The 20,396-nt window shown below is 53.4% G+C and carries 19 protein-coding genes and 1 pseudogene; 3 read left to right on the top strand and 17 right to left on the bottom strand.

Annotated features, from left to right (window positions below):
• Positions 1-68: 68 nt before the first annotated feature.
• The 7 genes from ACIPDS_RS12280 to queA form a co-directional block, all read right to left on the bottom strand.
• Positions 69-176, bottom strand: a complete 108-nt coding sequence (locus ACIPDS_RS12280) for a type I toxin-antitoxin system toxin Ldr family protein (protein ID WP_166514657.1) — start codon at positions 174-176, stop codon at positions 69-71.
• A gap of 290 nt (positions 177-466) precedes the next feature.
• Positions 467-814, bottom strand: coding sequence for an HNH nuclease YajD (yajD, locus tag ACIPDS_RS12275; RefSeq protein ID WP_062773921.1), 348 nt, complete (start codon positions 812-814; stop codon positions 467-469).
• Positions 815-927: 113 nt separating this feature from the next.
• A complete protein-coding gene (gene secF / locus ACIPDS_RS12270) occupies positions 928-1,899 on the bottom strand; it encodes a protein translocase subunit SecF (RefSeq protein ID WP_400735968.1) in 972 nt (323 codons plus the stop codon).
• A 10-nt stretch (positions 1,900-1,909) separates the two neighbouring features.
• Positions 1,910-3,757 carry a protein translocase subunit SecD gene (gene secD, locus ACIPDS_RS12265; protein WP_166514655.1) on the bottom strand — a complete coding sequence of 616 codons (1,848 nt, stop codon included), beginning with the start codon at positions 3,755-3,757 and terminating at the stop codon, positions 1,910-1,912.
• A gap of 27 nt (positions 3,758-3,784) precedes the next feature.
• Complete coding sequence (gene yajC, locus ACIPDS_RS12260; RefSeq protein WP_062773927.1) at positions 3,785-4,117, bottom strand: preprotein translocase subunit YajC; 333 nt, start codon at positions 4,115-4,117, stop codon at positions 3,785-3,787.
• 22 nt (positions 4,118-4,139) lie between these two features.
• Positions 4,140-5,267, bottom strand: coding sequence for a tRNA guanosine(34) transglycosylase Tgt (gene tgt / locus ACIPDS_RS12255; RefSeq protein WP_166514654.1), 1,128 nt, complete (start codon positions 5,265-5,267; stop codon positions 4,140-4,142).
• A 53-nt stretch (positions 5,268-5,320) separates the two neighbouring features.
• Positions 5,321-6,391, bottom strand: a complete 1,071-nt coding sequence (gene queA, locus ACIPDS_RS12250) for a tRNA preQ1(34) S-adenosylmethionine ribosyltransferase-isomerase QueA (RefSeq protein WP_400735963.1) — start codon at positions 6,389-6,391, stop codon at positions 5,321-5,323.
• A 91-nt stretch (positions 6,392-6,482) separates the two neighbouring features.
• Between queA and acpH the strand changes: the two genes are divergently transcribed.
• Positions 6,483-7,064 (top strand): ACP phosphodiesterase, encoded by a 582-nt coding sequence (gene acpH, locus ACIPDS_RS12245; protein WP_400735960.1) that lies wholly within the window; start codon positions 6,483-6,485, stop codon positions 7,062-7,064.
• Between the two features lie 171 nt (positions 7,065-7,235).
• Positions 7,236-7,838, top strand: coding sequence for a peroxiredoxin C (locus tag ACIPDS_RS12240; protein WP_062773935.1), 603 nt, complete (start codon positions 7,236-7,238; stop codon positions 7,836-7,838).
• Positions 7,839-7,961: 123 nt separating this feature from the next.
• Here the strand turns inward: ACIPDS_RS12240 and ACIPDS_RS12235 are convergent, their stop codons facing one another.
• The 3 genes from ACIPDS_RS12235 to ACIPDS_RS12225 are packed head-to-tail and all read right to left on the bottom strand — an operon-like array spanning position 7,962 to position 11,097.
• The gene (locus ACIPDS_RS12235; RefSeq protein WP_400735955.1) at positions 7,962-9,830 is read right to left on the bottom strand and encodes an amidohydrolase; all 1,869 of its coding nucleotides are present in this window, start codon (positions 9,828-9,830) and stop codon (positions 7,962-7,964) included.
• A gap of 22 nt (positions 9,831-9,852) precedes the next feature.
• On the bottom strand, positions 9,853-10,395 hold the full coding sequence (locus ACIPDS_RS12230) for an antibiotic biosynthesis monooxygenase (protein ID WP_400735952.1): 543 nt from the start codon (positions 10,393-10,395) through the stop codon (positions 9,853-9,855).
• A gap of 60 nt (positions 10,396-10,455) precedes the next feature.
• Positions 10,456-11,097 (bottom strand): hydrolase, encoded by a 642-nt coding sequence (locus ACIPDS_RS12225; protein ID WP_166514640.1) that lies wholly within the window; start codon positions 11,095-11,097, stop codon positions 10,456-10,458.
• Positions 11,098-11,359: 262 nt separating this feature from the next.
• Between ACIPDS_RS12225 and ACIPDS_RS12220 the strand changes: the two genes are divergently transcribed.
• The gene (locus ACIPDS_RS12220; protein WP_400735948.1) at positions 11,360-12,262 is read left to right on the top strand and encodes a LysR family transcriptional regulator; all 903 of its coding nucleotides are present in this window, start codon (positions 11,360-11,362) and stop codon (positions 12,260-12,262) included.
• Here ACIPDS_RS12220 and malZ read toward each other — a convergent pair.
• From malZ to phoB, 7 genes and pseudogenes are all read right to left on the bottom strand, one after another.
• Positions 12,256-14,070: a maltodextrin glucosidase gene (gene malZ, locus ACIPDS_RS12215; RefSeq protein WP_400735945.1), complete on the bottom strand. Its 1,815-nt coding sequence runs from the start codon at positions 14,068-14,070 to the stop codon at positions 12,256-12,258. The genes ACIPDS_RS12220 and malZ overlap by 7 nt on opposite strands.
• Positions 14,071-14,355: 285 nt before the next feature.
• Positions 14,356-14,666: pseudogene (locus ACIPDS_RS12210) on the bottom strand (CcdB family protein).
• A 2-nt stretch (positions 14,667-14,668) separates the two neighbouring features.
• The gene (locus ACIPDS_RS12205; RefSeq protein ID WP_400735942.1) at positions 14,669-14,902 is read right to left on the bottom strand and encodes a type II toxin-antitoxin system CcdA family antitoxin; all 234 of its coding nucleotides are present in this window, start codon (positions 14,900-14,902) and stop codon (positions 14,669-14,671) included.
• A 189-nt stretch (positions 14,903-15,091) separates the two neighbouring features.
• Positions 15,092-16,444, bottom strand: coding sequence for a proline-specific permease ProY (gene proY / locus ACIPDS_RS12200; RefSeq protein WP_166515068.1), 1,353 nt, complete (start codon positions 16,442-16,444; stop codon positions 15,092-15,094).
• Positions 16,445-16,584: 140 nt separating this feature from the next.
• The gene (gene brnQ, locus ACIPDS_RS12195; RefSeq protein ID WP_166514635.1) at positions 16,585-17,904 is read right to left on the bottom strand and encodes a branched-chain amino acid transporter carrier protein BrnQ; all 1,320 of its coding nucleotides are present in this window, start codon (positions 17,902-17,904) and stop codon (positions 16,585-16,587) included.
• A gap of 411 nt (positions 17,905-18,315) precedes the next feature.
• Positions 18,316-19,611 carry a phosphate regulon sensor histidine kinase PhoR gene (phoR, locus tag ACIPDS_RS12190; protein ID WP_400735937.1) on the bottom strand — a complete coding sequence of 432 codons (1,296 nt, stop codon included), beginning with the start codon at positions 19,609-19,611 and terminating at the stop codon, positions 18,316-18,318.
• A gap of 21 nt (positions 19,612-19,632) precedes the next feature.
• A complete protein-coding gene (gene phoB, locus ACIPDS_RS12185) occupies positions 19,633-20,322 on the bottom strand; it encodes a phosphate response regulator transcription factor PhoB (RefSeq protein ID WP_062773960.1) in 690 nt (229 codons plus the stop codon).
• Positions 20,323-20,396: the final 74 nt, after the last annotated feature.

The following is a 20,396-nucleotide window of genomic DNA, read 5'->3' as shown; positions in this document are numbered from 1 at the left end:
CCAGAGGTTTCCCTCTGGCCCGTTTCGGGCGCATGCTGCCACGCGGCGGCAATCACGCCCACCTCGCCTTATTTCCTGCTATGCCACCAGCCTAAAAACAGACCCGTCGCGATACTGACAAGCGTGGGTGCTGCCAGATCGTGCCAGAAAAAAAGACAAACTTCCGTGAGCGTCATATAGCCGCCTTGGTTGCAATGGCAACGGTTCGCGGCTATCCTTGAATTGCTGAAGTTCATGGATTGCCCCCGTTATGTTGCCGGTGAATACCGAACAATGTGCGGGGGTTTTCACTTTCCAGCGACAAGGCCACCGGGGATCAAGCCCCCGCAACACTGCGCCTCACCGGGTCACCCCGGCTTACCGCTGATTCTACTCTGTAAGCCTCACTCTACATGGCCTAAAAACAAAAAAATCCCAACCTTGCGATCGGGATTCCAGTGGCCCTGTAAACGTTACACTGCGTCGGCTATTTCTTTTTATTCATCATCGCCTGCAGGTTGGCAAATGGGTTGTAGGTGGCTTCCCCCACGTCCTTTTGCGCATCTTCTCCGGCAATAACCGTCGAGCCGTATTGGTCCGCTTCGGTATATTTCGAATGCTCATGATCGTGACAGTACAAACACAAAAGCTCCCAGTTACTACCGTCTTCCGGGTTATTAGTATGGTCGTGATCCATATGGTGAACCGTCAACTCACGCAGGTTGGAGTAAACAAACTCACGTGAACAGCGCCCGCAGACCCATGGGAATAGTTTCAATGCTTTTTCGCGGTAGCCGCTTTCCAGACGCACGTAGTTTTTAGGGATAATGGCCATGATGACTCCTCACAAAGCAATAATCGGGTATATGTTGAATATGATGCTGCAATAAAAAAGCCGCAACACAATCGGTGTGTTACGGCTTTTTTCAATCACGTAAAAACGCTCGCTTACGGCAGAATGGACGGCTGATCCGCCCCTTCCTTCTCAACTTTCTGCTGCAGCATATGCTCGCGCTTCATACCCAGTTTCAGCGCCAGCGCGGAAGCTACGTAGATAGACGATGCCGTACCGATAGAAACACCGATAAGCATGGTCAGCGAGAAGCCTTCTAATACCGGACCACCGAAGAGGTACAGCATCAGAATCACCACTAACGTAGTACCGGACGTGATTAACGTACGGTGCAACGTCTGGGTCAGCGACACGTTAAAGATTTCGTAAGGCGTACCGCGACGAATTTTGCGGAAGTTTTCACGAATACGGTCAGATACCACGATGCTATCGTTAAGCGAGTAACCGATTACCGACATCAGGGATGCAACGATAGTCAGGTCAATCTCGATATGGAACAGCGAGAGGATACCGATAGTGATGATAACGTCGTGCGCAAGCGAAATAACCACACCTGCCGCCAGTCGCCATTCAAAACGGAAACCGACGTACACAAGGATGGATAACAGCGCCACCATCAGCGCCATCGCACCGGTCTGTGCCAGATCGGCACCGACGCTTGGCCCAACGAACTCAATACGCTTCACGGCAGCGTTCTGGTGAGTGGCCTCGTTAATAACGCTCAGCACCTTACTACCCAGCACCTGTCCGCCATCCGCACCTTCAGTTGGCGGCATACGTACCATGATGTCATGGCTGCTACCGAAGTTCTGCAGAAGCGGCTCAACAAAGCCCGCTTTCTCCAGCGCATCGCGCATCACGTCCATATCCGCTGGTTTTTCCAGCGTAATTTCGATAACCGTACCACCGGTGAAATCGAGCCCCCAGTTAAACCCACGTACGCCCATCACCACGATGGCCGCAATCAGCAGGAAACCTGAGATGCCGAAAGCCCAGTAGTCCCAGCGCATAAAGTCATAGACTTTACGGCCGTGGTTCAATTGTTCAACAGTATATTCCTGTGCCACATCGCACTCCTCAGATTGACAGCTTTTTGACGCGCTTGCCGCCATACAACAGGTTTACGATGGCACGCGTACCGACAATCGCGGTAAACATCGACGTCGCCACACCGATACCGGTAGTAATCGCGAACCCTTTAATTGCCCCGGTGCCAACTGCATACAGGATCAGGACTTTAATCAGCGTCGTAATGTTCGCATCGAAGATGGAACTGAACGCGCCGGCATAGCCCTCATTGATTGCCTGTTGTACCGAACGTCCATTACTCAACTCTTCTTTGATACGTTCGTTGATAAGGACGTTCGCATCGACCGCTACGGCAAGGGTTAATACAATCCCCGCAATACCCGGCATACTGAGCGTTGCGCCCGGCAGCAATGACATGATACCGACGATCAGTACCAGGTTTGCCAGCAGTGCACTTGTCGCAATCAGACCGAACTTCTTATAGAAGAACAGCATGAACAGGATTGAGACCACCAGACCGGCCAGACATGCTTCCAGGCCCTGTTTAATGTTCTGCATACCCAGCGTTGGACCGATGGTACGTTCTTCAACAATCTGGATTGGCGCAATCAGCGCACCCGCGCGCAGCAGCAGCGAGAGCTGGCGTGCTTCATTCGGGTTGCCAATCCCGGTGATACGGAAGCTGTTACCCAGTCGAGACTGGATATTGGCGATGTTAATCACCTCTTCTTGCTTCACCAGTACCGCACGGCCATTCGCATCTTTTTTACCGCTGTCTTTATATTCCACAAACAGGGTCGCCATCGGCTTGCCGATATTGTCCTTGGTGAAGTTAGACATGATGTTGCCACCTGCGCTATCCAGCGAGATGTTAACCTGCGGTTGGTTATATTCGTCCTGGCTTGAAGTCGAGTCGGTGATATGGTCACCGGTCAAAATCACACGTTTGAACAGCACAACCGGCTGGCCTTCACGGGTATTTTTCACTTCAGAGTCGCCCGGAATACGCCCGGAAGCGGCCGCAGCCTGATCCACATTGCTGTTAACCAGACGGAATTCCAGCGTCGCCGTCGCGCCCAGAATTTCCTTCGCACGCGCGGTGTCCTGAATACCCGGCAGTTCGACCACAATGCGATCGGCGCCCTGACGTTGAACCACTGGCTCAGCAACGCCCAGCTGGTTCACACGGTTACGCAGAATGTTGATGTTCTGCTGGACCGCATATTCACGAGCTTCGCTCAGACGCGCATCGGTCATCACCGCACGCAGCGCATTGCTGCCCTGGCTTGAAATAACCAGATCCTGATGACGCTTGCTCAGGTAGGAGATCGCTTCATCACGCGCTTTAGCGTCACGGAAGTTAATGCTCAGACCGTAGTTGTCTTCTTTACGAACGGTAGTATAAGGAATGCCTTTTTCACGCAAGTCGCTGCGCAGGCTATCGATATTTTGTTCCTGGAGTTTGCCAAGAGCGGTATCCATATCCACTTCCATCAGGAAGTGAACGCCGCCACGCAAATCAAGACCGAGCTTCATCGGTTCTGCATGAATTGCAGCCAACCAGCGCGGCGTTGCCGGAGCAAGGTTAAGCGCCACGACATATTTGTCACCCAGCACGCCCATTAACGCTTCACGCGCGCGCAGCTGAATGTCGGTGGTGTCGAAGCGCGCAAGAATAGCGCCCTCTTCCAGTGCCACAGACTTAGCGGTAATTTTTTCTTCTTGTAACGTTTTCTGGACCTGGATCAGCGTTTGCTCACTGGCGGCGACACCGCGCACGCCAGTGATTTGAACAGCCGGATCCTCACCATACAGGTTGGGAAGTGCGTAAAGCAGGCCGACGACAACGACGACGACCAGCATGATGTACTTCCACAAAGGATAACGGTTTAACACGGCAGTTCCCTTTGGGAAAACGAAATATTACAGCGCCTTCATGGTGCCTTTCGGCAGAACGGCAGCTACGAAGTCACGTTTGATAACCACTTCAGTGGTGTCGTTCAGTGCGATAGAGATGTAGCCAGTTTCTGCTACTTTCGTCACACGACCAACCAGGCCACCGTTTGTCAGGACTTCATCGCCTTTCGCAATGGAGCTCATCAGGTTTTTATGTTCTTTGGTACGTTTCTGCTGTGGACGCAGGATCATGAAATAGAAAATCAGACCAAAGACCACCAGCATCAGAATCAGAGACATCGGGCTGCCCTGCGACGGAGCCCCGGTTGCTGCTACCGCATCAGAAATAAAAAAGCTCATTCAAATTCCCTCATTATTAAAATTAATCAACGTTCAAAGGTGGAACCGTACGCCCCTGGCGTTGGTAAAAATCGGTCACGAAGCTCTCTAATTTACCCTCTTCAATAGCCTTGCGTAAACCAGCCATTAAGCGCTGATAGTAGCGAAGATTATGAATGGTATTGAGGCGCGCGCCCAATATTTCGTTGCAACGGTCAAGATGATGCAAGTATGCGCGCGAATAATTGCGACAGGTGTAGCAATCACACTCAGCATCGAGCGTGCTGGTATCGCTTTTATGCTTCGCGTTGCGGATTTTCACCACGCCGTCGGTCACAAAGAGATGACCATTACGGGCGTTACGCGTTGGCATAACGCAGTCAAACATGTCGATACCACGACGTACGCCTTCAACCAGATCTTCTGGTTTGCCCACGCCCATCAAGTAACGCGGTTTATCGGCTGGGATCTGCGGACAGACGTGCTCCAGAATGCGGTGCATGTCTTCTTTAGGCTCACCGACCGCCAAACCGCCGACAGCGTAGCCATCAAAGCCAATATCCACCAGACCTTTCACGGAGATATCACGTAAATCTTCGTAAACGCTACCCTGAATGATGCCAAACAGCGCATTTTTGTTACCGAGGCCGTCGAAACGGTCGCGGCTACGCTTGGCCCAGCGCAGAGACATCTCCATTGAGCGTTTCGCGTAATCCCAGTCCGCCGGGTATGGCGTACATTCGTCAAAGATCATCACGATATCGGAACCGAGATCGTATTGAATCTCCATCGATTTTTCAGGATCGAGGAAAATCGGATCGCCGTTTATCGGGTTACGGAAGTGAACGCCTTGCTCGGTGATCTTGCGGATATCGCCCAGGCTGAATACCTGGAAACCGCCGGAGTCGGTGAGGATTGGCCCTTTCCACTGCATGAAATCGTGCAGGTCGCCGTGCAGCTTCATGATTTCCTGACCCGGGCGCAGCCACAGGTGGAAGGTGTTGCCGAGAATAATCTGCGCGCCGGTGTCTTTCACTTCTTCCGGCGTCATGCCTTTCACGGTGCCGTAAGTTCCCACAGGCATAAACGCTGGGGTTTCCACGACGCCGCGATCAAAAACCAGGCGGCCGCGGCGTGCGCGACCGTCTGTGGTGTCCAGTTCAAATTTCATCTTCACTCCTGCGTCAGAAAAACAGTCTGACGTTAAACACTCATGCCGGAAACTTATTCCCCGACACGCTCAGAAATAGCCTGCGGATTGTACGTGATAAACATCGCATCACCGTAACTAAAAAAGCGATATTCCGCTTTTACGGCTTCATGATAGGCGTTCATGATGTTTTTATAACCAGCAAACGCGGAAACCAGCATAATTAGCGTCGATTCCGGCAGGTGGAAGTTGGTCACCAGCGCATCTATCACCTGATATTGGTAGCCTGGGAAAATAAAGATTTGCGTGTCGCCAAAGAACGGCGCAATCAGCTCATCTTTGGCGGCCTGCGCCGCGCTTTCCAGCGATCGCACGGAAGTCGTACCAACGGCAATAACACGGTTGCCACGCGCTTTCGCCGCCAGCACCGCGTCAACCACATCCTGCGGGACTTCGGCATACTCGGAGTGCATGATGTGATCTTCAATGGTATCGACGCGTACCGGCTGGAAAGTTCCTGCCCCTACGTGCAGGGTGACGAACGCCATCTCGATGCCTTTTTCGCGAAGCTTCGCCAGCAGCGGCTCGTCAAAGTGCAGACCGGCGGTAGGTGCCGCGACGGCGCCCGGCTTTTCGCTATATACCGTCTGATAGAGTTCGCGGTCAGCGTCTTCATCCGGGCGGTCGATGTACGGCGGCAGCGGCATGTGGCCTATCGCGTTAAGGATATCCAGCACGCTGCGCTCGTCATCAAACTCCACTTCAAACAGCGCGTCGTGGCGTGCAACCATCGTCGCTTTGATGCTTTCGTCGTCGCCAAGCAGCAGTTCAGCACCCGGCTTTGGCGCTTTGGAGGCGCGAATATGTGCCAGAATACGTTTATCATCCAGCATGCGCTCAACCAGCACTTCAATCTTGCCGCCGCTGGCCTTACGTCCGAACAGACGCGCCGGGATCACGCGGGTATTGTTAAAGACCAGCAAATCCCCAGGGTTGAGCTTGTCGAGCAAATCGGTGAAAGTACCGTGAGTCAGCGCGCCCGTTGGCCCGTCCAGAGACAGCAAGCGGCAACTACTGCGTTCAGCTTGTGGATAGTGGGCAATCAGGGATTCGGGTAGTTCAAAGGAGAAATCGGTAACGCGCATGACGGTAACTCTGGGCTTAATAATGAGGCGGGTAGTCTAGTGCCGGGGCGTCCTCCCTGCAACCCTTACCCCTCTGGATAAAGAACAAACAATGAATTTTCTCGCTCACCTGCACCTCGCTCACCTCGCTGACAGCTCGCTTTCAGGGAACCTGCTGGCGGATTTTGTCCGTGGAAATCCAAAAGAGGACTATCCGACCGATATTGTTGATGGCATCCATATGCACCGCCGTATTGATGTGCTGACCGACAACCTGCCGCAGGTTAAAGAGGCGCGTGAATGGTTTCGGCCACAGACACGCCGCGTGGCGCCGATTACGCTGGACGTGATGTGGGATCACTTCCTCTCTCGTCACTGGGCAAAAGTTTCCCCGGATATCGCGCTCACCGAATTCGTCGACTACGCCCATACCCAGGTCACCTCCATTTTGCCGCAGGCCCCGGAGCGCTTTCTGGTACTAAACCAACACCTATGGTCAGAACGCTGGCTGGAACGCTATCGTGAGATGGATTTTATAAAGCGCGTGCTAAACGGCATGGCCAGCCGGCGTCCGAAACTGGATGCGCTGCGTGACTCCTGGCAGGATCTGGATACGCACTATGACGAACTGGAAACTCGCTTCTGGCAGTTTTATCCGCAGATGATGCAGCAGGCGAAAAACAAGACGCTGTGACCCTTGCATCGCGCCACGGAATGGCTATGCTTAATCCTTTGATAAAAATAAAAAATCAATAGATGAAACCTATCTAATTAATTGTCGCAGCCTTTTTGTGTTAATCCCCTTTAGTGTCTATACTTGCCCGCGTTGCGTTACATTAACCCTATAAAATCAAAGGAGAACCCCATGGTTCTGGTTACTCGTCAAGCGCCTGACTTTACCGCTGCTGCGGTATTGGGCAACGGTGAAATCGTTGAGAAATTCAATTTCAAACAGCACACCCAGGGTAAAACCACCGTTCTGTTCTTCTGGCCGATGGACTTCACCTTCGTCTGCCCATCCGAGCTGATTGCCTTCGACAAACGTTACGAAGAGTTCCAGAAGCGCGGTGTTGAAGTGGTTGGTGTTTCTTTTGACTCCGAATTTGTCCACAACGCATGGCGTAACACCCCTGTCGATAAAGGCGGCATCGGTGAAGTGAAATACGCAATGGTTGCTGACATTAAGCGTGAAATTCAGAAAGCTTACGGCATCGAACACCCGGACGAAGGCGTTGCGCTGCGCGGCTCCTTCCTCATCGACGCAAACGGCGTTGTCCGTCACCAGGTGGTGAACGATCTGCCACTGGGCCGTAACGTTGACGAAATGCTGCGTATGGTTGACGCCCTGCAGTTCCACGAAGAGCACGGTGAAGTTTGCCCGGCACAGTGGGAAAAAGGCAAAGAAGGCATGAACGCGTCTCCAGACGGCGTGGCTAAATATCTGAGCGAAAACGTTTCTAGCCTGTAATCGGCTAACGCTTCGTCAAAAAAAGGCTCGCATTTGCGAGCCTTTTTGTTTCCTATAGCCCGGCAATGCCTCGTCTGGGCTACCTCCTGTAGCCCGGCCAAGCGCAGCGCCGCCGGGATCGTCTTAGAACGAGAAGCAAGAACAGCCCAGCGCGCCCCAGAAGGCCCGGTCGTCTGAAACCGGCACGCCTGACTGACGGGCGATATCATGCTGATGCCCGTGAACCCCACAGCTCCCGCAGCACTGGTGCATCTGGACAACTGCCCCCATGTGCACACCGCCCGGAGGCGCTGAACGATAGTGGCCCGGAACTTTCACCACCGGTGACCAATCGGGAACCACCGGAATCGCAGGCGGGGCGAGCGGCGTAAAGTGCCCAGCGGCATAAACCACTTTGCCATCAACAATGGTCATGACCGATTCAATACCTTTGATCTCTTCTTCAGGGACGTTGAAGTAGTCTTTCGACAGCACCACCAGATCCGCCAGCTGATCTTTTTCAATTCGCCCTTTCTTACCCTGCTCGCTGGAGAACCAGGCGCTGCCCGCGGTCCACAGTTCCAGCGCCACATCGCGCGGCAGACGATTGTCGTCGTCATACATTGACATCCCACCCACGGTGCGCCCGGAAACCAGCCAATACAGCGCCGTCCACGGGTTATAGCTCGCCACGCGAGTCGCATCCGTGCCAAGCCCTACCGGAACGTCAAGCTCGAGCATTTTCGCCACCGGCGGGGTATGTTTGACCGCATCTTTGCCGTAGCGATCGACAAAATATTCGCCCTGGAACGCCATACGATGCTGTACCGCAATCCCGCCGCCCAGCGCCTTCACACGTTCGATGTTGCGCTCGGTGATAGTCTCCGCGTGGTCAAAGAACCAGTGCAACCCGTTAAACGGAATATCGCGGTTGACCTTCTCAAAGACGTCCAGCATACGGCTGATCGACTCATCGTAGGTGGCATGCAGGCGGAACGGCCAGCGATGTTCAACCAGATGGCGCACCACCCGCTCCAGCTCATCTTCCATTCCCGGCGGCAGATCTGGGCGAGGTTGCAGGAAATCTTCAAAATCGGCCGCCGAGAACACCAGCATTTCGCCCGCGCCGTTGGCCCGGTAAAAATCGGTCCCCTGCCCCGGTTTGAGCATATCCGTCCAGCGTTCGAAATCTTCCACTTCCTGCTTCGGACGCTGCGTAAACAGGTTATAGGCGATGCGAATGGTCATCTGTTTATTGGCATGCAATTGCTCGATGATTTCGTAATCTTCCGGGTAATTCTGGAAACCGCCGCCCGCATCAATGGCGCTGGTTAATCCAAGGCGATTCAACTCACGCATAAACTGGCGCGTTGAGTTCACCTGCATCTCCAGCGGCAGCTTTGGCCCTTTCGCAAGCGTCGCATAAAGGATCATCGCGTTCGGTTTCGCAATCAGCATCCCGGTCGGATTGCCGTTATTATCGCGGACAATTTCCCCACCCGCCGGTGCCGGCGTCTCTTTGGTATAGCCGACGGCTTTCAGGGCGGCGCGGTTTAGCAACGCTCTGTCATAGAGATGCAGCACAAATACCGGCGTATCCGGTGCGGCCTCGTTGAGCTCTTCAAGAGTTGGCATACGGCGCTCGGCAAACTGGAATTCGCTCCAGCCGCCAACCACGCGTACCCATTGTGGTGATGGTGTTCTGTCGGCCTGATCTTTAAGCATCCGCAGCGCATCCGCAAGCGACGGCACGCCTTCCCAACGCAGTTCAAGGTTGTAGTTCAACCCGCCGCGGATCAGGTGGAGGTGCGAGTCGTTAAGTCCGGGGATCACCGTGTGACCGTGAAGATCGACAATCTGCGTGCCTTCGCCCGCATAGGACATCATTTGGGCATCGCTGCCGACGGCAAGGATCTTACCGTTAGCGATCGCCACCGCATCCGCGCGTGGCTGTTTAGGATCCAGGGTATGAACCTGGCCCTTTGTTAAAATCAGTGTCGCGGTTTGAGACATGACATTCTCCTTTGGTGCCAGGTCAGGCCTTTTTCAGCCACCCGGCAAACAAACGGGTCACGATGGGCATCCACAACCAGACCACCAACGCAACCACACAGGCATCATTGATAAAATGCAGCAATAGCGTTCCCTTCATCGACGGCAGCACGACACCGGTAATGGCAGGTACCAGATTGGTACTGGGAAAAATCACCAGCAGCGTTATCAGAAATTGTTTCCAGCGCTTAGGCTGGCGCACGTTAGCGGCGGGTGGCGTAAACCAGAATGCGGCTTCAGTGCGCACTTCGGTGTGGTCACCTTCAGCTAACAGCGGCGCGATTTGATCCACCAGCTTCTGCCGCACGTCAGACTGGGTCCAGGCGTAGAGATGTTCGAGGGTGTCAAAGCGGATAATGATATTCCAGGCCGTCTGACCATCGACCGGGCGAATAACGTTTGCGCCCAAATGGCCGGGATAATTGGCGGCGACGGGCATAATTTCGCCAAGCCAGGCTTCATACTGCGCAACGTGTTCTGGACGGATGGCGTGGGTAATGACCAGCGTGACATGCTTTTGCGTCATGGCGGAGGGTTCCTTGCTATCGCTTAAAGGCGGGGGAACTTCCCCGCCAGCATCATGACGTTAAGCTTTACGTTCTGGCGCGCCGTGCACCATGGTGTAAGCGTAATCCACGCCCATACCGTAGGCACCGCTATGCTCGCGTACCAGATTCATCACCGCGTCATAGGTTTCTTTGCGTGACCAGTCGCGCTGGTACTCAAGCAGCACCTGCTGCCAGGTCACCGGTACTGCGCCGGCCTGTACCATGCGGTCAATAGAGCGCTCATGCGCATCCACGGAGGTGCCGCCGGAGGTGTCGGTAACGACATAAACTTCAAAGCCTTCTTCCAGCGCCATCAGGGCCGGGAAGGTCAGGCAGACTTCCGTCCACAGCGCGGAGATAATCAGTTTTTTACGCCCGGTTGCTTTCACCGCTTTAACAAAAGCCGCATCTTCCCAGGAGTTCATTGAAGTACGCTCAATCGGCTTCACATCAGGATGTACCGCTAATAACTCAGGCCAGATATAACCACTAAAACTTTTGGTTTCGACAGAGGTATAAATTACCGGAACATTAAATATTTTCCCGGCTTTGGCTAACGCGACGGTATTATTTTTTAAAGTCTGACGATCGATATTTGCCACGCCAAAGGACATTTGCGGCTGATGGTCAATAAAAATAAGCGCAGAGTTTTGCGGGTCAATCAGTTCCCTAATAGACATTACACACCTTCCTAATCAACGAGTTAAAAGATTACGGTCAAGGTCACCGTCAGCAATTGGATCCTGAATCAGAAAGCATTTTGAGTATAGCGGGAAATTTCTAACGAGTTATTAAAGAAAACTGACCATTCTGTGACGATAATAATTTCACCTGACGTTAATGCTCAAAAAAATGCACAGGTTTTATCTAATTTATTCACTAGCATTGTGTTTTGGCATTCGGTACAACATAGGGAATTATTTTTTGGGATATTTTTCTCTTATGCGTATCAATCTGGACGTTTTGCTTATTCTCGATGCCCTCGACAAACACGGCTCCTTTGCCGCCGCCGCCGAATCCCTGTTTAAAACGTCCGCTGCGCTTAGCTATATGATTCAGAAGCTGGAAAACGATCTCGGCATCACCCTGCTTGACCGTTCCGGCCATCGCGCCAAATTTACCGATACCGGACGGATGATGCTGGAAAAGGGGCGTCTACTGCTGGATGCGGCAAAAGATCTGGAAAAGCAGGCGGTACAGCTTAGCTCCGGCTGGGAAAAGGAACTGTCGATTGCGCTTGATGACTCTTTTCCCTTCGACGCGCTGGTGCCTATCATCAAGGATTTTTATGCTCTGCATAAACAAACGCGTCTTAACTTCACTCATCATACCCTCGCCGGTTCATGGGAGGAGCTGACCCACAATGGTGCCGATATCATTCTCGGCGCCATTAATGAGCCACCAACGTCGGCGGCGTGGTCGTACAAAATGCTGGGCACCATAGATAACGTTTTTGTGGTGGCGCCAGATCATCCGCTGGCCGGTGCGCCGGAACAATTAACTAATGAGCAGCTCTGCCTGCACAGGGCGATTATCATCAGCGACAGCGCGCGTTTTTGCCATCCGTTAAAATCGAATCTGATGGATGAACAGCCCCAGATTCGTGTCGATGATTTTCAAAGCAAAGTGACGCTTCTGCGCGCGGGCGTAGGCTGCGGCTTTTTACCGCGCCATATTGCCAGCCCGCTGATAGCCACGGGTGAACTGATTGAAAAATCGGTGATTTCGTTTCGCCAGACCGACGTTGCCTATATGGCCTGGCGCAACGGTCACGATGGGCTTGCACAGCGCTGGTGGCGTGAAACGTTGCTGGCCAGCGCCGGGGAAACAAGCCTTTATCAGTGACCTTTCCAGAGGGTGGCGGAGATAGCGGGCAATACCAGTACGCCCTCCGCGAGCTGCCCTTCGCCTTCTTTGCGCTGCCATTTGACGTCCAGCAGCGGTGATTCGGGAAGCACCACTTCACAGGCGTCGCAGCGGTTAATCGCTACCATCACACGCTCTGCGCCAAGCACGCGCAAGAACACCACCACATCGCCTTCGGCGTACAGCACTTCACAAGCCCCCAGACGGAGTGCTGGCGTGCTTTTGCGGAGCGCCGCCAGACGCCGGTACAGCGCCAGCAATTCACGGTCTTGCTTTTGTTCATCCCACGGGAACGGCTTGCGGCAGAACGGATCGTTATCCCCCTCCAGCCCCACTTCATCGCCATAATAGATGCACGGCAAGCCAGGCCAGCTAAACAGCCAGACCACCGCCAGCGGCAGGCGCGCCACATCGCGACCGAGCAGAGATTTAAACCGTGCAGTATCGTGGCTATCCAGCTGATTAAACATTCGCAGTTGCTGCTGGTGCGATAACCCGGCACGATAATCATCCATCCAAGCGATACAGGTTTGCGCATCAATTTTCTGCGGATCGTAGGAGATATCGGTGTTCGCAAGAAAGCCCCATAGCGGGAAGGTAAAGCCGCGGTAGTTCATTGCCGCATCCTCCGCATCAAGCTGCAACCACTGACGGGCATCGCCAAAGTGTTCGCCGAGCACGTAGGCATCCGGGCGCTCAGCTTTCGCTGCCTGAGTAATGCCTGAGACGTGAAGAAGGTTGTTCTTCGCCCCACCCGCTTCGCCAAGCATATGCACCACGTCGAGCCGCCAGCCATCCATATTCCACGGGGCTTTTAGCCAGTGGCGGACAATACTGTCTTCACTGCGATAGATTTCATCCACCAGCGCGGCAGACTGAAAATCGAGCTTGGGTAAGCTTGAGTAACCCAGCCAGTCCAGCGCTTTGCCTTCGTTTGAGAAACTGTAGCGATCGCGCCACGGTGATGCCGGATAGTGGCAGGCCCCGTCGCTGCCGCGATGATGGCGGTCAAACCACGCGTGGGTATCGCCGCTGTGATTGAATACACCATCGAGGATAATCCGCATTCCCTCACGCTGGGTATTGTGGCGTAAGCGCAGCAACGCCTCGTTGCCACCAAAATGGGGATCAACCTGGCGATAATCTTCGGTATCGTATTTGTGCACGCTGGGGGCGGTGAACACCGGGTTCAGATACAACGCGGTGACGCCTAGCGCCTTGAGGTACGGTAGTCTGGCGCTGATGCCATCAAGATCGCCCCCATAAAAGGTCGAACCACCGGCTTCTGCGGTGAGTGGGTCATCCCATTCCCGTCGAATAATATCGTGCCCGGCGGCATGATGGTGATAGACGTTATCCTGCCCTTCGGCACGCGTGGTGCTGCGGGCAAAACGGTCGGGGAATATTTGATAGAAAATCTGCTCCGTCACCCACTGCGGGCCGGTGTCAACGCTGTCCCAGGCAAACAGTTCCAGCTTGGCCGGCGGGAACGCGCTAAAGCCTTTTGGCGAAAACCACAGCTGGCGGTCTTGCCACAGCAGCTTAAAGACGTAGCGTCGGCGCGGCTGTCCTTCACGCAGGTTAATCTCCCCACGCCATTGCACCACGTCTTGTTTCGGTGATTTACCACTGCGCCGCATCGGCAGCGCCATCTCTTCGTTATCCACTTCCGCGCGCAGAGTAACCCGCTGTGGCAGATCGTCACCACGCAGCCAAAGGCTAATTATCAATTTATCCTGCTGCTGTTTTATAAAGGGTGCAACAGGCAGGTGCCAGGCGTTTAACATCGTTTATCCCCTATTTCAAAAATGTGCCCACCTTGCCATACGAATATTTCACCCTACTCATCTTTTAGGCATTTTTGTAGGGAGGAGGACAGGGGCGCAGGGACGGACTCTTAGAAGCTCAACACTGGGTCATGTTTGATAAAAGCTATCAGCGCCGGACGGCACGATATACAGCATCAAGTGAACTAAATCATATTCTCAACTGTTTAAATACATGTGCTTATAGAGGATTCTTTGCGACCATTAAGCAGAATGCTTGCGCTGCGGAGATTTAGATGCCCCCAGTTAAATACCATCCAGCATGAAATCAATAGCCGCTTTAACCTCATTCCGGTATGTCATGGCCGTGCAAAACTCGCCGCAATCCCCCGCTTTGGTACACCAACCATTTCAATAACGATAGCAAAGTAATCATTGCCATCAATCAGTCGGATGATTGGCATGATGCGTTCCGGCAATTTGCCTGGGAACTTCTCCACGGGGCTTAATGGAATCATCATACGCTTATCCAGATCGTCAATGATTTCACTCTAAACATCCAGCAGATAGGGATAAACGGCGCTCTTATTGGGGTTGTAGTAAACGGTAAACTGCATGATTAGAACGTCCGGTATTGTTCAGAAAAGCTGCCATGCTCTTCCAGAAAAGCATTCAGGTTAGCTATAGCTTCCGCGTTCTCTTCCTTCCAGCGTGCCGCCTCAAGCTTGCGCAGTTCAGTATCGATAGCCGCACTCAGTGTCTGGGACAAGTTCATGCCCACAGCGCGTGCTCGGCTCAGTAAATCGCGATCGATCGTCACATTGACGTTTTGGGTGATGCGTTGAGTAGCCATATTAAGCCTCCTTGCGTGCATGTGTTCATTGTACGCACATTCCAGTACACAGGCGAAAAAAACGCCGGAGAGGGCTTACTGGGAAATCTGCAAGCGGTGTTCATAACAAAACGCCCCCGACCATCAAGGCCGAGGGCGGTTAAGATGTGAAAACCCGCAAACCGGGTTTTTCATTAGCCAGCGCAGAAATTAGCTGCGACGGCGGTTTTTAAACATCCAACCGACCAGCAGCAGCAGGATCCACGCAAAGCCCACATACAGGGAGATACGGGTTTCTGGATGGTAACCAATCAGCGCGATAATAAAGACCAGGAACACCAGACCGGCGATGGTGGTCGCCACGCCGCCCGGCACTTTGAACTTCAGCGCTTTCACTTCATCGGCGGATAAACGACGGCGGAATGCCACCTGCGAGAGCAGGATCATGATCCACACCCATACGGTGGCAAAGGTCGCCAGCGAGGCAATCACCAGGAAGACGTTTTCCGGCATGATGTAGTTCAGGTACACCGCAAACAGTAAGGCTACCGTCATGACCGTGACCGTCACCCACGGAATACCGCGGCGCGAGGTTTTGGCAAAGAATTTAGGCGCACTTCCCTGCTCGGCCATGCCGTGCAGCATACGACCAACGCCAAAGACGTCAGCGTTGATTGCCGAAAGCGAGGCGGTCAGCACCACAAAGTTCAGGATGCTGGCGGCAAAGGTAATCCCCAGATGCTGGAAAGTCAGCACGAACGGACTGCCGTTGGTGCCCACCTGATTCCACGGGTAGATAGACATAATGACGAACAGCGTACCGACATAGAACACCAGAATACGCATCGGTACGGAGTTAATGGCGCGCGGAATAGACTGCTCAGGATTCTTCGCTTCACCGGCGGTAATACCGATAATTTCAATGCCGCCGTAGGCAAACATCACCATCTGTAGCGACATCACCATGCCTATCCAGCCATTGCTGAAGAAGCCACCGTTGCTCCATAGGTTATGGATCCCGGTAGGCTGCCCGCCGTTGCCGATACCCCAGATGATGATGCCAAAACCGGCCAGAATCATGACGATAATGGTGGCCACTTTGAAGAAGGAGAACCAGAACTCCAGCTCGCCAAATACCTTAACGCTCATCAGGTTGACGGCGCAGATAATCAGCACCACGCTGAGTACCCATATCCAGTGCGGCACAGTCGGGAACCAGATGCCCATATAGATACCGAACGCGGTGACATCGGCAATGGCGACGATCAGGATTTCAAAGCAGTAAGTCCAGCCGGTGATATAGCCCGCCAGCGGTCCGAGGTTTTCCTGCGCGTAGCGAGAGAAGGAGCTTGCAGACGGGTTATGCACGGACATTTCGCCCAGCGCACGCATAATGATATAAGCGGCCACGCCACCAATAATATAGGCCAGCAGCACGCTTGGCCCGGCCATTTTGATAGCGTCGGCGGAACCGTAAAATAGCCCCGTACCAATTGCCGACCCGAGGGCCATAAAGCGGATGTGCCGGGCACTTAGCCCGCGCTTCAGCTTGTTGTTTTCCATCGTTTCCAGTGCCATGTTCAGACCCATCATTCCCACGCGGCCATCAACGACCGCGTGAACAACTTAGGTTAAAGTACCCAAAATAAAAAACCACGGAACATCACGTCCCGTGGTTAAACACCGTTAAAGCGCCGTGCAGATTAGTGCGCGCTTGATGTTACCTGGCGTCCTGCCATGCGATCCCAGATTATAGCCAGAACCGCCATCACGATTGTTGGCATCAACCATGCCAGACCTTGCTCCGCCATCGGTAAACGGGCAGTCCAACCCGGCAGTACGTCGGCAAAAGCAGAGGCTTTGATTGCGTCAAGGATACCAAAAATCAGACTGATAAACATCGGTGGTGCAATCACGCGGCCGGAATTATGCCACCAATTGCGGGTAAAACTGAGTACTACAAGTGCGATACACGGCGGATAGATGGCCGTCAGCACCGGAATAGAGATTTGAATCAGGTGGCTCAGCCCCAGATTCGACACCGCCATTGAGAACAGACCCAGGATAAATACCAGCGTACGGTAGGAGAACGGCAGGTACTGAGCAAAGAACTCGGCGCATGCACAGGTCAGGCCAACCGCGGTCACCAGACAGGCGATGAAGATAAGCGCTGCCAGCATGAAGCTACCCGCACCGCCGAAGGTGTGCTGAACGTAGGCATGCAGAATGGCCGCGCCGTTGGCGTTTTGGTCAACAAGCGTCGCGCTATCAGAACCCAGACGGAACAGCGCCAGATACAGCAGCGTCAGGCCAACGCCCGCCATCAGGCCAGCCCAGATGGTATAACGGGTCAGCAGACGTGCTTCGGTCACACCACGGGAACGCGCAGCGTTAACGATAACAATACCGAAGACCATCGCGCCCAGCGTATCCATAGTCAGATAGCCGTTCACAAAACCGTTTGAAAACGCCGCGGTTTCATAAGCTTCCATCGCGTTGCTGATAGGGCCGGCTGGCCACACAACGGCGGCAACAGACAGAACAATCAGTGCCAGAATTTTCAGCGGTGCCAGGAAGTTACCGACAGTATCGAGCAGTTTGCCAGGGTAGAGCGAGACCAGAATCACCAGTGCAAAATAGATAACGCTATAGATAAACAGCGGCAGTTCGCCGCTACCGGTCAACGGCGCAATACCAATTTCAAAGGAGACGGTCGCGGTACGCGGTGTCGCAAACAGCGGGCCCACGGCGAGGTAACACACGGTCGCCAGCAAAACGCCTGCCACTTTACCAATTGGCGTGCTGAGGCTGTCGACGCCGCCGCCCACTTTCGCCAGCGCGATAACGGTGAGCACCGGAAGGCCAACGGCGGTAATCAGAAAGCCAATCGCCGCGGTCCAGACGTGGGGGCCTGCCTGCAAGCCAACCATAGGAGGGAAAATGATGTTGCCTGCGCCAACAAACAGCGCAAAGGTCATAAAGCCCAGAGCGATGATGTCACGCGATTTCAATTGATGGGTCATATGTAACTACAGCCTGTGGATGTGGTGTTGTAAAACGAAAATTTATCGCGCCAGCGCCTGTGGAATGATGCAGAGGAAACCAACGACAAACTTAGCGGGATATGCTCCCTTCGCGATGTAAAGAAGAATAGTTTTTTGATTTACCGCGAATTAACAGTCTGTTCGTGACTGTCTGGTGGGCAATTTAAACGCTTATAACGTTTTAAAGCAACACGGGATCGTAAAACCAGATGATTATATTGATAGTGAATTTACAAGCAGACTTTTCAACTGGATTTAAGAAAAACATCTGGCTAATCATGCGAACAAAAAACAACCAGACGTTCGTTAATCAACCGACATTTCATTGACTGCAAAGCAAACAGACCAGCCGAGGCTGGTCTGTGGAAAGTTAAGCTGACAAGCACCGAATCAGCCGTCGTTTTTGGCAATTAAACGTTCCGGGAGCAGGAAGCTAAAGCAGGAACCTTTACCCAGCTCACTGGTGATATCCAACCGACTATCATGATGGTTAACCGCATGTTTCACTATCGCAAGCCCTAATCCGCTGCCGCCGGTTTGTCGCGAACGCGCCTTATCAACGCGATAGAAACGCTCGGTCAACCTCGGCAGATGCTCAGGCGAAATTCCCGGCCCATTATCAGACACGCTAAACAGCGCGCCGTGCGGCGCATGCTGCCAGCGTACGGTGATAACCGTACCTTCTGGCGTATGATTAACGGCGTTATACACCAGATTCGACATGGCGCTGCGCAATTGCTCCTCATTGCCCAGCACCTTTAGCGACTCATCAATATCGAAATGGAACTGATGCTGACGATGGCTTAAGGTCTGCGCTTCGCGTTCAACTACCCGCAGCATCATCGGCACATCAATTTTCTCATTGAGCGCCAGCACGGGTGATGCCTCAATTTTCGACAACGTTAGCAACTGCCTGACCAGCCCTTCCATCCGCTGAGTTTGCTCACGCATGGTGTGCAACGCTTTCTCACGTACCGAGCCTTCCAGCGGCTGCTCCTGCATCATCTCAAGATAGCCTTGCAGCACCGTCAGCGGCGTACGCAGCTCGTGGCTGACGTTAGCAAAGAAGTTACGCCGTGCGCCCTCAAGCTGGTGCATCTGGGTCACGTCCCGGGCGACCATCAGCAGCTGGCGGTCGGTATAAGGCATAATGCGAATTTCCAGATGGCGTCCGCTATTCAGCACCAGGTGCAGCGGCTTATGGAATTCACGCTTTTTAAGATGTTGCGTAAATTCAGGGTAACGCAGCAGGTTAAGAATATTTTGCCCGCTATCATCGGGCCAGCGAAGCCCCAACAACTGCTGGGCCAGGCCATTACACCAGAAAATCGCCCCTTCCTCAGTGGTCAGCACCACCGCATCCGGTAAGGATTCTGCGCCGCTGCGAAAACGCTTGATAAGATTACCCAGCTCACGGCGACGTTTCTTATTACGCAGCTGCATCTGGTTAAGTCCGTACAGCAGCGGTTCCCAGCTACCGCGCCCCGGCGGCGGGGTCATGCTTCTATCAACCCACAGCCACCAGGAAAGGCGCAGTAAATTCCAGAAATGCCAGATGAGCAGCCCGGTCACCGCCGCCAGTAAAAACCACGGCAGATAACCGAATACCAGTCCTAGTACCACGGCCGGGAAGCAGCACAGCAGCAGCTCCAGAACCAGCCTTTTCCATGACAGCCGTTCCAGCACGGGTCACACTCCTGTCAACAATTAGAAACGGGTGGAAAAACGATAACCCGTGCCGCGAACAGTTTGCACCATGCGGTCATGACCACTGTGTTCAAGCGCCTTGCGCAGGCGACGAATATGCACATCAACGGTTCTGTCTTCAACATAAACGTTAGTTCCCCAGACGTGGTTTAGCAGCTGTTCGCGGCTGTAGACACGTTCCGGGTGCGTCATAAAGAAATGCAGCAGTTTAAATTCCGTAGGCCCCATGTCCAGCGGGTTTTCGCCGGTCATGACGCGATGAGAAGTCGGGTCAAGGCTCAGCCCCTGCATCTCAATCACCTCTTCCACCGCCATCGGGGAAATCCGCCGCATGACGGCTTTTATGCGCGCCACCAGCTCTTTCGGTGAGAACGGCTTAGTGATGTAATCATCGGCCCCCGTCTCCAGCCCACGTACGCGATCTTCTTCTTCACCACGTGCCGTCAACATCACCACGGGAATATCTCGGGTTAGCGCTTCACGTTTGATATGCTTGATAAATTGCAGCCCAGAACCGCCCGGTAACATCCAGTCGAGCAGAATTAAGTCGGGCCAGGGTTCATTGAGTTTGTTGACAGCGCTGTCGTAATCTTCCGCTTCCACCGGCTGAAAACCGTTTTGCTCCAGAACGAAACACACCATTTCACGGATAGGTGCTTCATCTTCAACGACCAGAATACGTCTTGCCATTATTTGCCCTGTTTTTAGACATCAGTATTATATACGCCGTCATTATGCGTCAGATTTATGACAGTTTTATGATA

This window comes from Kluyvera sp. NPDC087067, from assembly GCF_044745165.1.
Taxonomy (GTDB): domain Bacteria; phylum Pseudomonadota; class Gammaproteobacteria; order Enterobacterales; family Enterobacteriaceae; genus Kluyvera.
The sequence above is the reverse complement of the archived record's forward strand: the minus strand, read 5'-3'. Positions and strand labels throughout refer to the sequence as shown.